Below are 13,399 nucleotides of genomic sequence, written 5' to 3'. Positions count from 1 at the left end.
ATTATTTAGATCATTTTAAAGCTGAATAACCAGTTAAAGCTGAAGATCAAGTTAAAGCTGAAGAACCAGTTAAAGCTGAAGAGCCAGTTAAAGCTGAAGAACCAGCTTTAGAAGCTGAAGTGGTACCGGTTGAAACTACAGAGACGCCTGTGGAAGCTAAAGAAGCACCAGTAGTTGAAAAAGCGGCTGAGGCAACTTTAAATTCTAAAACAGTGATCACTAAAGGACACGCAAGTGCGCCAATGGCACAACCTGCTCCAGCAGCAGATAGTGAAGTAAAACATGTACCAGTGGCTATGGCTCACGATAAACGTGAACTTATCCCTGATAGTGGTTTACGCCCGGGTTCAATTAAACCTGCTGGTCGTGCAAGTTCTGCAATGACAAAAACGTTAAGCGCTGATTAGTAAATAACGCTTAATTTAAAAGCCCCGCTATTTTTAAATAGCGGGGCTTTTTTGTTTTAAATGGGTGATGCTTTCACTTAGAACAAAATACAGTAACAAGAAGCTGCGCTTCTAACGTGAGCAAGCTCTACGTCTACAAGTAAATATTAAACAGTTACATAGCACGTTTAAACGGAGTACTCGCTGGCTTTTGAACACCAGATTATTATTCTGAAAAACACATATTCACAAAGAGATTAAGAGACGCTGCGCTTTTAGAGAAGTGAAAATACGGCTTAAATTTGTTTGTCTACTCATTTGCTCCTCATTCTCTTCTCTTTGTGCAATTAAGATCTTTAAGGTTTGAAGCTACGCTTCACAAGTGAGTAAGCTCGACGTTTACAAACTCAACTTACACTTAAGCATAGCGCCTTTAAACGGACTACTTACTGGCTTTTAAGCACCGGGTTTTTATCTTGAAAGCAAATATTCACAAAGAGGTTAAGAGACGCTGCGCTTTTAGAGAAGTGAAAATACGGCTTAAATTTGTTTGTCTACTCATTTGCTCCTCATTCTCTTCTCTTTGTGCAATTTGAATCTTTAATTTAATAAAAGGTACGAAAAATTAGCAGCTAGCTTTAAATTAACTATTGGCGTAACAGGCAATAAAAAAGCGCGATATAAATATCACGCTTTAAATCTCTTAATTGTGGGAATGCTTGGCTTATTCGCTTTCACTTTCCATAAAGCGTTGCAGTTGATCTTTAAGGTTTGGTGGAATACCTTTAATTACTAACGTATCTGTTGCTTCGTTGTAGGTTACACGCTCACCTAAATGCTTGCGCTCAAAGCTTACACTCACACCGCCGCCTAAGCCTGAAAATTTAACCATACTGGTCACGGTTTTTTTATCGACTGGGAATGTTTCTTCTAAATCGTAACTTTGGTCCTTGCAAAAGCTGTCAAACGGACTGTCATCGCCTTTTGAAATAGCCGCTGATAGTTCGCTTACGCTTGCTTCTTCGCCGGTCGTTACACAATCGTTACAGTAATCAAAAACCTGCTTACGCAAATCGTCTTTTTCTGATTTATCAAACTGCTGCTCAGATAGATAATCTTCTACTGCATTTAGCATAACTTGGCTTTGTTGTTTAGGATCAACACCTTCTTCACAGCCTAAAAAGTCTAAGAAAAAGTCAGCAACTTTTCGCCCTGCTCTGCCTTTAATAAACGAAATATAACGATTGTCCTCAGGTTGTGTATCCCAAGCGGTTAAATCTATACGTGCTGCTAATTGCATACGAGAAATATCAAGATGACGCGATGCTGCTAAATCAAGCTCAGAGGTCATTGAGTAATGCTCTTTAATATTAATCATGGCAATTAACATGTAGTCCGTAGCCACGTACTGGTAATGACAAAATACCAAGTAGCCTGTTTCGTTAAATGCGTATTTATCTAGCTCTTCTTTTAATACGGTAGATGCTTGCTCAGTTAAATGCCAAAAGCCCAGCTCGTTATTGCGGTAACTTTGCATAGATGACGCAACAATACTGTTTTTCTCACCACTGAAGGCACAGTAACCTTTACCTGGCTTACCCGTGAATGCATGGTGTAATTGTTCGATAAAAACAGCGACTTTATCATTAATGATCATTTCGTCGTTGCGAAGGTGAATTTGCGTATCGTCATCTTTTTTGTCTACATAATGAACGACTAATTTTTTAACGTCTGTTGTCATCTTTGTTTTTCACGCCTCAAGTGTTAAAATACGGGAATATAACTATTTTATTGAACCAACTGATGCCAATCTTATCAAAATACTCTAATGAAGAAGTAGAACAAATCGTCGACCAGCTTATTGATGTGCTAACTCAACACAAAGCACCGGTTGATTTAAGTCTTATGTGTTTAGGAAATTCTATCACGCATATCCTAAAAGAGCATGTACCAACAGGGAAAAGACAAGCTGTAACTGAGAACTTTGCAAAAGCACTTTCACAGTCGGTTAAATAAACGCATGAATTTATCGCAGCACAATCAGTTTTCATCAAAAGCAAGTCAGTTGCTAAGTTGGGGGCATTGGTTTACCTTCGCCAACATAGGTTTAGCGCTTCTAATTAGCTTAAGCTATTTATTTGCTGACTCGCCACCAACAAGCTTCATGGGCATTACATACATGCTAGTAACATGGCTTAGCCATACTAGCTTTATTGCCTTCTTGGCGTTTGTGCTGACGGTGTTTCCTTTAAGTTTAGTGTTTCCTTACCCACGCCATATTCGTGGCATGGCCGCTATTATTGCAACCTGTGGCGCGTCTTTATTAACTTTAGACGCCTATGTGTATGTTAACTTAGGTTATCATTTAAACCCATCAGCCCTGCCTGAAATTATTTCCTTACTTTCGAACCGCTTAACCACTTCTCCAGCGCTTACCACATTTCTTGCGGGCGGTATTGTGCTATTGATTTTAGGTTTTCAATTAGTGGTAAGCAATTATACTTGGCACCATTTGGCACGCTTAAAGCAGTTTAAGTTTGCTCGCTATGCAATTTCATTCTTAGTGGTCTGTTTTGCTCTTAGCCACAGCATTCATATTTGGGCAGACGCTAACTTAAAATTTGATATTACCAAGCAAGACAATGTGTTACCGCTTTCGTACCCAACCACGGCTAAAAGCTTACTGGCTAAAAACGATTTACTAGATATAGAAACTTATAACCAAGCTCATAGCGTAAAAATTAATAACCAAAATATTAATTACCAGCCACCGGCTCCACTGGCAAAGTGTGATGACTTTACTCAGGCTAATGTAGATATATTTGTATTTGAAACTGATGCACAACTAGTAGAGTTTGCAAGTAACCACAAAGGGCTTCATAAAACTGAACTGTTTTTACAGCCTACTAACCATGACGATACGCTGTTTGGTTTAGTATATGGTTTACCTTCATTTTACAAAGCCGCTATTTTACAAGAACAAATACTGCCTGCATGGCAAAGTCAGCGCCGTAGTATTAAAGTTATGGGTATTGATAGCCTTAGCTTTATTAATGATCAAGCTCATACCAATAATGCCATTAGAGTTATTAATGGTGCTGCCGAGCAAGCGCCACGTAACAACTCGCATATTTTTGCCTTTAGTTTAGCAAGCGAAAACGCTGAAGTAGTCACTACATCAACCTTATATACCTCTGATAAAAACATTGCAGAAGTAAATGGGCTTATCCAACCTAGCGATTTAATTACAACAAGCGTTGGCAAATACTTAAACTGCAGTGTCATTGCTAAGCAAACAATGCTCGGTGTAAATTTGTACAAGAAAAAAGATGACATGGGTGTTAACTACAGCCAAGGTGTTGTAATTGCATATAAAAAAGATCGAATAACTTTAATAGACTCAGATGGTAACTTTAAAAACATTTCTGCCGCTGAGGGGTTTTCTATTGAACAACGCTTAGATATCCCATTTTTAGTACAAAGCATTAAAAAGCTAAAAACCTTCTCTGAATAGTCATGATGTTAACCTAGCTTGCGATAATGCCAAGCTAGGTTATAGTTTTATAACACGTTAAATGCTTAGCAAAAAAATACGTTCATGGATGGCTATTATGACTAAACCTACTTACCTTTTTATTGTGCTTGGTACTCTTTTATTGAGTACACACAGCAACGCAACCACCTACTACAAATGCGTGACCGAAAAAGGCACAACCTTTTCTCAGTTCCCCTGTGATAACCAAGCGACAGCTTATAAGGTGACTACAGCTAATGTCACAGAGTCAGGTCCTGATGTTGATTATTCAAAACAATTAAATGCACTTGAACGAGAACAGCTTTTAAAAGACTTAGAGGCAGAGCTACGCAGTAACAACCATAAGCTTGCTATTCTCGACAGAAACAAACAACGTAATGAATACAAGCAAAAGGAACGCCTAAATCATATTCTGGCTGACGACGATAAAAAGCGAATTGCAAAAGACATTACCAAAAAACTGAAGCTAATAAATAAAGAATATAAAAAAGAAATATCTACAGTCACCAAACGAATTAAAAAACTTGAGAAAAAAATCGAACGTTACAAAAAAAGTAATTAGCAAATATATTACTTAACTTACAATTTGTACTTTTAGTTTATCGATTAATTTAGCCCTAATTAATTTAGCTTGGTTTTAAACTTAAAATAACATACCCTTAACAAAATAGAGTATAAACTCTAGTGTCAATTAAGGAGTGCTAATGCAGCCACGTAGTATTGCTGAATTAATTTTAACTGGCTTTAAAAAGCACTATCAGCTTTTTCAAAAAATAACCGCTCAAGCGCCCCTTGCCTTTGCCAAACAAGACTGGCAAGCAATTAATGATATTAGCCGTTTACGTATTAGTTATTACGATGAGCGTGTTAACGAAACAATACATACCTTAAAGCAAGACCATCCCTCGTACGAACTTGACGAAACCCTTTGGCTTGAAGTTAAAAAGCTATACCAAGAGTTCTTGTGCTTTCACCCTCAGGCTGAACTTGCTGAAACATTTTATAATTCGGTGTTTTGCAGGCTTTACCATAGACGCTATTTTCATAACGATTTTATATTTGTACAAGCCACCCTAAAAGATGCGCCATCGGTTCCTGTTGAGTCAGAATACCGAAGTTACTTTCCGGTTGTTGATGGTCTTAAACCCACAATTAAACGCATTATTAACCACTTTGACTTTAAAGCACCTTTTGTTGATTTAGAACGCGATATTCGTCTGCTAGTAAAAGCATTTTATAAGCAAGCCCCCGACACTCATCATCAACCCTGGAAAATGCGCTTTGATATTTTACATACCGCGTTTTATCGCAATAAAGCGGCTTACATAGTGGGACGGGTTGTGTCTGAAAGTGGTGTTCAGCCGTTTATAATTGCTGTTCTTCATCACGAAGACAAAGGCTTATATTTAGATGCCCTACTCACTAAATCATCACAGATGCGTGTTATTTTTGGTTTTGCCCGCGCTTACTTTATGGTTGAAACGCACGCGCCTTCTGCGCTGGTACGCTTTTTAAATGAGCTTATGCCCAATAAAACTATGGCTGAACTCTATAACGCTATAGGCTTTCATAAGCAGGGAAAAACCGAGTTTTATCGAGAATTTTTAAATCATTTAACGCATTCGAATGACGAATTTACCATTGCACCAGGTACTCCAGGTATGGTGATGATGGTGTTTACCCTGCCTTCTTTTGGTTATGTATTTAAAGTCATTAAAGACAAATTTGGTGAGAGTAAACCATTTGGCCGCGATACAGTTTTGAAAAGGTATCAACTCGTAAAAAGCCATGACCGAGTTGGCAGAATGGCCGATACAATAGAATATTCAAACGTCGTATTTCCTTTGGCGCGCTTTGATAGTAATTTACTTGAGCAACTGCACAAAACAATTGGCTCGTCGATGGTCATTGAAGGTGATTGGCTGATCATAAAACATTTGTATATTGAGCGCCGTATGACGCCACTGAACTTATTTTTAGAAAATGCTGACGACGAAAGCGCTGCAGATGCAATAGAGGAATACGGCCAAGCCTTAAAAGAAATGATAGCGGTTAATATTTTTCCTGGTGATATGCTATTGAAAAACTTTGGCGTAAGTAAACATAAGCGCATTATTTTTTATGATTACGACGAAGTACAATATTTAACAGACATGAACTTTAGAGCTTTACCTAAAGCGAAAAGTTACGATGATTACTTAATGGATGAACAAACTTACTCTGTTGCCCCGCAAGACGTTTTTCCGGAGCAACTTTGCACATTTGTAACACCCAATCCAACATACAAACAGTTTTTAATAAGCACACACCCTGAACTGATTGATGTTAATTTTTGGAAGCAGGCCCAACAAAATATAAAAAATGGCCTAATAAATCATATTTACCCGTACCCGACAGCACAGCGTTTTATCCATCACTGGTAAGCGCAAGGACACACACATGAATATAAGCAAAATAGATTTAAATTTACTTGTATACCTCGATACGCTACTTCGAGAGTGCAACGTTACACGCGCAGCAAATCAACTTAGCATTACTCAACCGGCCATGAGTAACGGCCTAAAGCGCCTTCGAAACCTTTTTAATGACCCTATTTTAGTTCGTACCAGCGATGGTATGGTACCAACAGAGCGTGCCATAGAGTTACAGCCAGTCATTCGTGGCATACTTATGACACTTGAAGAAACACTCGCACCAAATAGAGAGTTTGAAGCCAGCCAAAGTAAACGTGTATTTAGGATAATGGCCAGTGACTATGCAGCAAGCACACTTGCACCAAAACTACTGAGCAAACTGCACGAAGAAGCCCCAGATACAACTTTAGATATACTTACGCCAAGTGACGTGACCTTTCATGATGTTGAAAATGGTAAAGTAGATATGGCAATAAACCGCTTTGAAAATTTGCCACAATCGTTTCACCACAAACGAATTTGGAAAGACAGCTTTTGCTGCCTTGTAAAAGCAGACAACCCAATTATTGAAAATTTCAGCCTTGATAGCTATCTAAAAGCGCGCCATATATGGGTGAGTAAAACGGGGTTTGGTGTGGGCGTAGGTATGGACCCTAAAGATGTGCAAAAGCTAGGCTGGGTTGATGAAGCACTTGCTCACTTTGGGAAACACCGAAATATCGCCACATTTACACGTAATTACCATGTAGCCATTCACTTGGCAAAAGAGCAAAATTTAGTGGCCACTTTGCCATCAAAAGCCGCTAATATTTATTTAGACGATGCCGGCCTTAAAATTTTAGAGCCGCCATTTCCTATTCCTCCTTTTGAGTTAGACATGATTTGGAGTCCACTGCTACACAGAGATGCAAGCCATATTTGGCTTCGTCAAAAAGTAGCTGAAGTGGCTGATGAGCTAAAATAAACTTATTACACGGTTATTTGTAAGATTTGCTAGGCGTAATATTTTTTTCGCCTAGTTATTTTTAATAATAAAAATATACATATAAATATCAGCAACTTAAACCACCTCTTTAAAATGGAATGGCCCTTGCTTTAGTTATGATAAGTTTCATTCATAACATTAAAGAGGTCATTATGAACACCCTTCAAGGAACAGACGCTAATCATATTTCAGACATCATTCAAGTAATGAACAGCGGTATCGATTTTTACCAAAAAGCACAAGAAAATATTAAAGACCCTGCCATCGGAGCATTATTCCAGCGCATGATTGATGCACGCAGAGTCAGCGTTGAACGCCTGCAACCCTATGCTATTAACGAACAAGGTGAGCGAGAAGAAGGCTCTTCGTTTGCTGTAGAAGCGCGCAGAGCATACACCGCACTTCTTACTACATTTGGCTCAAACAACGACAGCACGTATGTAAGCGAGCTGGAAGAAGTTGAAGACAAAACACTAGCAGAAATTAAAGAAGCGATGGATAAGCCACAACCCGCAGATTGTGAAGCCGCGCTTGCTGCAACACTTCTTACAATGCAAAGCTGTCATGCTGAAATGAGCCGTATGCAAAAAAGCTAAATAACCTGAATTGTATTTTAGCTATTCAGTAAATTATTCCCCATACAAACCCAGCGATAGGCTGGGTTTTTTATTGCTTTAAAATCATTTAACCTGTTTGAGTAACATGTCAGAACATAGTTTATACAAATATTTAATGTTATTAGAATATTTATTTAACTGTATTATTTTTCAGCTGTGCTAGTTTTGTTAATAGGATCCTAAAAACCTCGCTGTGGCGCCGCAGCTTTAATTAAAATAGTAAGGTCCAATATGAAAAATAAAACAGCTAAACTGCAAAATAACGCCGACGTAGACATGACCCCAATGCTTGATATTGTGTTCATACTGCTCATATTTTTTATTGTTACTACCTCATTTGTTAAACCCGTCGCCATTGAATTAAATCGCCCATTAGACAAACCAAGTATTGAAAAACAAAGTAAAAATGCGGTTTTCAGTATTGATGCAAATAACGGCGTTTACTTTTCAGGGAGGTTAATTGACTTGGAGCAAGTGTCGAACAACTTAGCCATGTTTGCAGCTAAATATAAAATAAGCTCTGTGCTTATAAAAGCAGATGAAAACAGCAAGCACAACACACTGATGACTGTGATGAACAGCATTAAAGAGTACGACAACTACGCTATTAGCTTGGTTTCTGATTAAAGCCTGTTAGCTAATCAGCTTTAAATATAAACCCAAAAAAAGGGCCTTGCGGCCCTTTGAGTTAAATAACGAAAGGGAGAGTTATTTATTAAAAACGGTACTCTGCGCCTACATAGTAGTACGCGCCGTTAAAGCCAAAAGGTGCTGAACGACGAGAGTATTCAAACACACCGTTACTACTTACAACGGTATTGCCATTAGCATCTACAATTGTGCCTGTACGAGAGTTGCCAATTTCATTTTTGTCTGGGTATACATCAAACAAATTATTAGCGCCTACATTCACAGATAGGTTTTCGTTAATGAAGTAATTAACTTTTACGTCTGTTAATATTTCGGCACCGTAAGTTTGACGACCACCGTCTTCAACTGTGTATTCACCAAAGCGATTAAGCGACAGATTAACGGTCCAATCTTCGTTTTGGTAAAGCGCACTTAGGTTAATACGATCTTCTGGTTGCCACTCTTCAATAATCGAAATTTCTTGATCTGAAAACACACTTTCTACCGGCACAGTTTCAAGACCTGAGCCAGAAGGTGTGAATAACGAAACAACTTCAGTTTCTGTAAAGTTTGCAGCAAGGGTAAAATCAAGTGTGCCGCCAAACCCTTCAGTGTTATATGTTGCAACAAAATCTATACCGCTGGTTTCAGTGTCTGCGCCGTTCAAGAAAAACTGACCAGCACCTGCACCAGAGCTAACAAGCGCTGCGTCTAAACTAGTAGACAGCCCTTTACCTAAACGGTTACTAATAACAATTCGGTCATCAATATCGATTGAGTAGTAATCTACTGTTACGTTAATGCTGTCTGTAACGTTATATACAATACCTAAGCTACGGTTTTGAGACTTTTCTTCTTTAAGTTTTGGAATACCTAAACTTTGCGCCAGTGTTGAATCGTTTCTAAACGTGCCCACTTCTTCGGCTACTAATGTGCCATTTGGACCTACAACAAACTGTGTACTAATGTTGTTAAAGTAAAGCTGTTGCATAGATGGCGCTCTAAAGCCTGAGCTTAATGCGCCACGTAATGAAATATCGTCTGTAATTGCCCAGTTACCTGCTAACTTAAAGTTAACCGTATCACCAAAGCCTTTGTAGTTATCGTAACGAAGTGCGCCAGATAAAATAACGTCTTCAATAACATATGCTTCAGCGTCTAAGTAAAACGAAATTACATCGCGTGACTCATCTACTGAAGATGCAGGTGACGAACCACCAAAGCCTTGCGTGCCACCAGAAGCATTTTCGCTGCCAACACCGCCGCTTAAACCGCTGTAAATACTTACACCATTATTTGTATCGTAATCACGATATGCATACTCATTACCGGCTAAAATACGATACTCATCGGTACGCATCTCTGCACCCATCGCAAGTGAGTAGTCATCAAAGTTTTTAGTAAAATCTAAATTAATTGTTTGCAGCGATAGTTCCATACCGTATGCGTATGCTTCGCGCGGGATAGTAGTACGAATATCTGCAGCGCTTAAACCTTGTTCGTAACGCAAAAAGTTAGCGTATGACGCATTAATTGTATCGCTTGTTGTGTAGTCAATGCTGTTTTCACCGTACGTGTACGATAAATCAAGGCTTGAATCGTTATCAAACTCTGTTTTGTAACCAAAGTTATAAGAAATATCATCAATGGTGGTGTTTATTTTTGGTAAAAAACCAAGTGGGATTGTTGCGTCGCCATCTTGCAATACTGGGTTACCACCCGCATTAGCATTATGACGGAAAAATGCGGCTGATTCGTTATCACGTGTTGAATACGTAATAAAACCATATAATTCGCCATCGCCTAACTCGTAGCCAGTATTTACCGTTAAGCCAAACTGTTGTGAATCAGCGTCACCGATTCTAAATGTGTTACGATCAGCTGTTAATTCACGCGGATCGCCGGCTAACAATGTACCATCGCTAAGTTCTTCACAGCCGTAAAACTGACATGAACCATGCAAACCTGCACGATTAGTTGGCGCACGGTCACGGTAGTTAATCGTTGTGTTTAAGTAACCATTGTCACCCAGTGCAAACCCTTTGTTGAAGTCAACGTTAACTGTTTCGCCGTCACCTTCAGAGTATTCACCATAGTTAATGGCTGCTTTGCCACCTTCACTACCATCTTTTAATACAATGTTGATAACACCAGCAATTGCATCAGACCCATATTGAGCAGCCGCACCGTCGCGAAGTACTTCAATACGCTTAATAGCAGATGCCGGTATAGCATTCATATCTGTACCGGCAGTACCACGACCAACCGAGGTATTAATATGGATAATACTAGCTTGATGGCGACGTTTACCGTTGATCAACACCAATGTTTGATCGGGACCTAAACCACGTAATGTTGCAGGTCTTAATGCATCGGTACCGTCGCTAATAGATGAACTTGAAAAGTTAAATGAAGGCGCAATTGCTTGTAGCATACGACCCACTTCAGTTTGTCCTGTATTTTCAAGTGCTTCAGCACTTAAAATATCGACCGGAACGGGTAAATCTTCAACCGAACGCCCTGCTACACGGCTACCGACAATTGCAATTTTTTCGATTTTTTCTTGAGCAACGTCTTCTGCTGCATTTACACCTTGAGAATTTACCGCCAGTAATGCCGGTAATACTGCTGCACTGACTGCTGAAAGCTTCATCATGTTGTTATCATTCCTGTTGATTTGTTTGAGTTTTATACTCAGTAATCCATTTTGATCAACAACCGCATCGAGCTCAGTCCCCACCAATAATGCCTCCAGCGCATCTAGTTGGGTATAGAATCCATAGACAGAATTTGCTTCATACTCTTTAGCTAACTCGTATGAAAACACCACGGTTTGCTTGGTTTGTTTAGCAAATTCAATTAAGGCTTTGTCTGCTCGCTGCGCTTTTATATCAAATTGCACCATTTGCCCGGTGGTTTGACTTGCGGCTTGCACATTTAGGCTAAACATAGCTGGTGCAAGCACACATAAACCACTCAATAAATGCAATTGGTTACTGCGCACCGTATATAAACAGCTGGCAAACAAAAATCCTCTATGGTTTTGTTTCTTTTTTTTAATCTTTTTTTTACGTGCAGGATTTAAAGATGCAACTTTATCTAACATATGTCTGATTTGCATAGCTGCTTCTTATGATTTTGTATTTTGCGTAAGCGTAACTGTGTGTTTACCTTGGCGTTCATGATTAATAGCAAAGTTAGTGTGTAAACTTTCTAGCAACCCAGCCACATCACCTGCTTTAAAAACACCCGCAACTTTAATAGACGCAAGTTCTTCAGACGATAATTTAAAACGTGTAGAAGTATAACGGCTCACTTCGTTTAAGGCATCGCTAAGCGGCTCACCATTAAAAACAAGCATGCCATTTTGCCATGCTAAGTCACGTTCAACATCATCAATAGAAAGCTGGGTAATTGGTTTGGTGATGCTTTTTTCTATAACGGCTTTTTCGCCAGATGTAACTATATTGGCGTTAATTTGGCGAATTTTATCTGCGTTTTTGTCAGCTGACTGGTAGGCTTTAAAGTCACTGGCATCCACCGCCACACTTGGATCGGTGATCATTACTTTGCCTTCGGTTACCACCAGTTCTAAATCTGAAGATGTATTACGCTGAACATTAAACACAGTACCCAATGCTGTAAAACTCTTATTGCCAGCCATTACACTAAATGGACGAGATGCATCTTTAGCAACATTAAAACGCCCTTCTCCTCTATTGAGCAATAACTGTCTGCGGCCTTTGCTATAGGCAACTTCTAATAAACTATTGGTGTTTAACTGCACAATAGTGCCGTCGGGTAATGCGTAAGTTGCTTGCTCGCCAACTTTAGTTTTATAAATTTTAGTGTAATTAACTTTTGCTAATTGTTGGCTGTAACCATTTTCTAAGTTGATTAATAGATAACTACACACCATAAGTGCTGCAAATAAACTGGCTGCAATAGACGTTGAAACCAGCCATCTTTTTTTGGGTTGTTTACTATTACGATGAGGGAATAAATTACTGAGCTCGTTTAAAACAGATATTTCATCCCATAAGTGGGCTAGCTCGTAAAGCGCATCTTGGTGGGCGTTGCTCTGCATCATCCACAATGTAAACTGCTCTTTTTCATCTTTTGATAAGCCGCGGTCAATGGCGCTGATCAAATTACAAGCTGTTTCTAATATTAAATCTTTTGAAGTAAATTGATGAACATTGCTCATTTTGCAACCCTCTTTACTGTTAACGGATGAAGAGAGTTGTCGTGCTTAGTTTTTGCCACTTGGCTTTGATCGTGTTCGCGCATGTAAAGCATGGTTTTTAATAACCCTTTAGCAATGTGTTTTTCAACAGTACTCTGACTAAGCTGCATCTCGCTTGCGATCTCTTTTTGGCTCATGCCATATACTTTTTTAAGTATAAAACATTTACGGGTTGATGGGCTTAACTGCTCTGTTGCTTTACAAAACAGTAAAAAACGTTCTTTTGACGTGTATTCATCTTCGAGCTGCATTGACTTTAGCAACACAGGTAATTCACTGTCGTCGTCTAGCGAATCATTAAATTTGTTGTCCCACTTAGCAACATGGTTTAATGCTAAATGTTTAGCGGTTTTTAACATGTAACTACGGGTATATTGAATATCTTGTTTTAAATCAGCCTCGTAGCTTTTAATAAATGTTTCTTGCACAATGTCGTCTACATCATCGGGCTGTACTATTCGTGAAACAAAGCGTTTAAGTTGGCTTGAAATATCAACAAATGTTGACGCAAATTTATTCTTTTTGGTCATGTTTAGTAAACACCTGTTGTTATTATTGTTAGCGTAAGATTACGAGTTTTGAATAT

Annotated in this window: 11 protein-coding genes and 1 pseudogene; 8 read left to right on the top strand and 4 right to left on the bottom strand. The window is 38.9% G+C overall.

Annotated features, from left to right (window positions below):
* Positions 1-29: 29 nt before the first annotated feature.
* Positions 30-407: pseudogene (locus tag CWB65_RS11725) on the top strand (ribonuclease E); the annotation flags it as partial.
* A gap of 703 nt (positions 408-1,110) precedes the next feature.
* Here the strand turns inward: CWB65_RS11725 and yejK are convergent.
* A complete protein-coding gene (gene yejK / locus CWB65_RS11720; RefSeq protein ID WP_138740636.1) occupies positions 1,111-2,127 on the bottom strand; it encodes a nucleoid-associated protein YejK in 1,017 nt (338 codons plus the stop codon).
* Between the two features lie 62 nt (positions 2,128-2,189).
* On the opposite strand from yejK, the gene CWB65_RS11715 reads away from it, so the two are divergent.
* The 7 genes from CWB65_RS11715 to CWB65_RS11685 all read left to right on the top strand — a co-directional run bounded on the left by CWB65_RS11715 (position 2,190) and on the right by CWB65_RS11685 (position 8,564).
* Entirely contained in the window at positions 2,190-2,402 is a 213-nt protein-coding gene (locus CWB65_RS11715; RefSeq protein WP_006794656.1) for a YejL family protein, read from the top strand.
* 4 nt (positions 2,403-2,406) lie between these two features.
* Positions 2,407-3,900: a DUF3413 domain-containing protein gene (locus tag CWB65_RS11710; RefSeq protein ID WP_138740635.1), complete on the top strand. Its 1,494-nt coding sequence runs from the start codon at positions 2,407-2,409 to the stop codon at positions 3,898-3,900.
* A 97-nt stretch (positions 3,901-3,997) separates the two neighbouring features.
* On the top strand, positions 3,998-4,483 hold the full coding sequence (locus CWB65_RS11705; RefSeq protein ID WP_138740634.1) for a DUF4124 domain-containing protein: 486 nt from the start codon (positions 3,998-4,000) through the stop codon (positions 4,481-4,483).
* A 142-nt stretch (positions 4,484-4,625) separates the two neighbouring features.
* Positions 4,626-6,344: a bifunctional isocitrate dehydrogenase kinase/phosphatase gene (gene aceK / locus CWB65_RS11700; RefSeq protein WP_058429091.1), complete on the top strand. Its 1,719-nt coding sequence runs from the start codon at positions 4,626-4,628 to the stop codon at positions 6,342-6,344.
* Positions 6,345-6,360: 16 nt separating this feature from the next.
* On the top strand, positions 6,361-7,299 hold the full coding sequence (locus CWB65_RS11695; protein ID WP_006794660.1) for a LysR family transcriptional regulator: 939 nt from the start codon (positions 6,361-6,363) through the stop codon (positions 7,297-7,299).
* 173 nt (positions 7,300-7,472) lie between these two features.
* On the top strand, positions 7,473-7,916 hold the full coding sequence (locus CWB65_RS11690; RefSeq protein WP_008126367.1) for a ferritin-like domain-containing protein: 444 nt from the start codon (positions 7,473-7,475) through the stop codon (positions 7,914-7,916).
* 252 nt (positions 7,917-8,168) lie between these two features.
* On the top strand, positions 8,169-8,564 hold the full coding sequence (locus tag CWB65_RS11685) for an ExbD/TolR family protein (RefSeq protein ID WP_006794662.1): 396 nt from the start codon (positions 8,169-8,171) through the stop codon (positions 8,562-8,564).
* A gap of 88 nt (positions 8,565-8,652) precedes the next feature.
* Here the strand turns inward: CWB65_RS11685 and CWB65_RS11680 are convergent, their stop codons facing one another.
* From CWB65_RS11680 to CWB65_RS11670, 3 genes are read right to left on the bottom strand one after another with little or no spacing between them, the layout of a single operon-like run.
* Complete coding sequence (locus CWB65_RS11680; RefSeq protein ID WP_138740633.1) at positions 8,653-11,688, bottom strand: TonB-dependent receptor plug domain-containing protein; 3,036 nt, start codon at positions 11,686-11,688, stop codon at positions 8,653-8,655.
* 9 nt (positions 11,689-11,697) lie between these two features.
* Positions 11,698-12,774 carry a FecR family protein gene (locus CWB65_RS11675; protein WP_138740632.1) on the bottom strand — a complete coding sequence of 359 codons (1,077 nt, stop codon included), beginning with the start codon at positions 12,772-12,774 and terminating at the stop codon, positions 11,698-11,700.
* A complete protein-coding gene (locus CWB65_RS11670; RefSeq protein WP_006794666.1) occupies positions 12,771-13,343 on the bottom strand; it encodes an RNA polymerase sigma factor in 573 nt (190 codons plus the stop codon). Before CWB65_RS11670 ends, CWB65_RS11675 begins: the two co-directional genes overlap by 4 nt.
* Positions 13,344-13,399: the final 56 nt, after the last annotated feature.

The sequence above is a fragment of the Pseudoalteromonas sp. S554 genome (assembly GCF_005930865.1).
Classification (GTDB): Bacteria; Pseudomonadota; Gammaproteobacteria; order Enterobacterales; family Alteromonadaceae; genus Pseudoalteromonas; species Pseudoalteromonas marina.
This window is presented reverse-complemented; position numbering and strand designations above follow the sequence as displayed.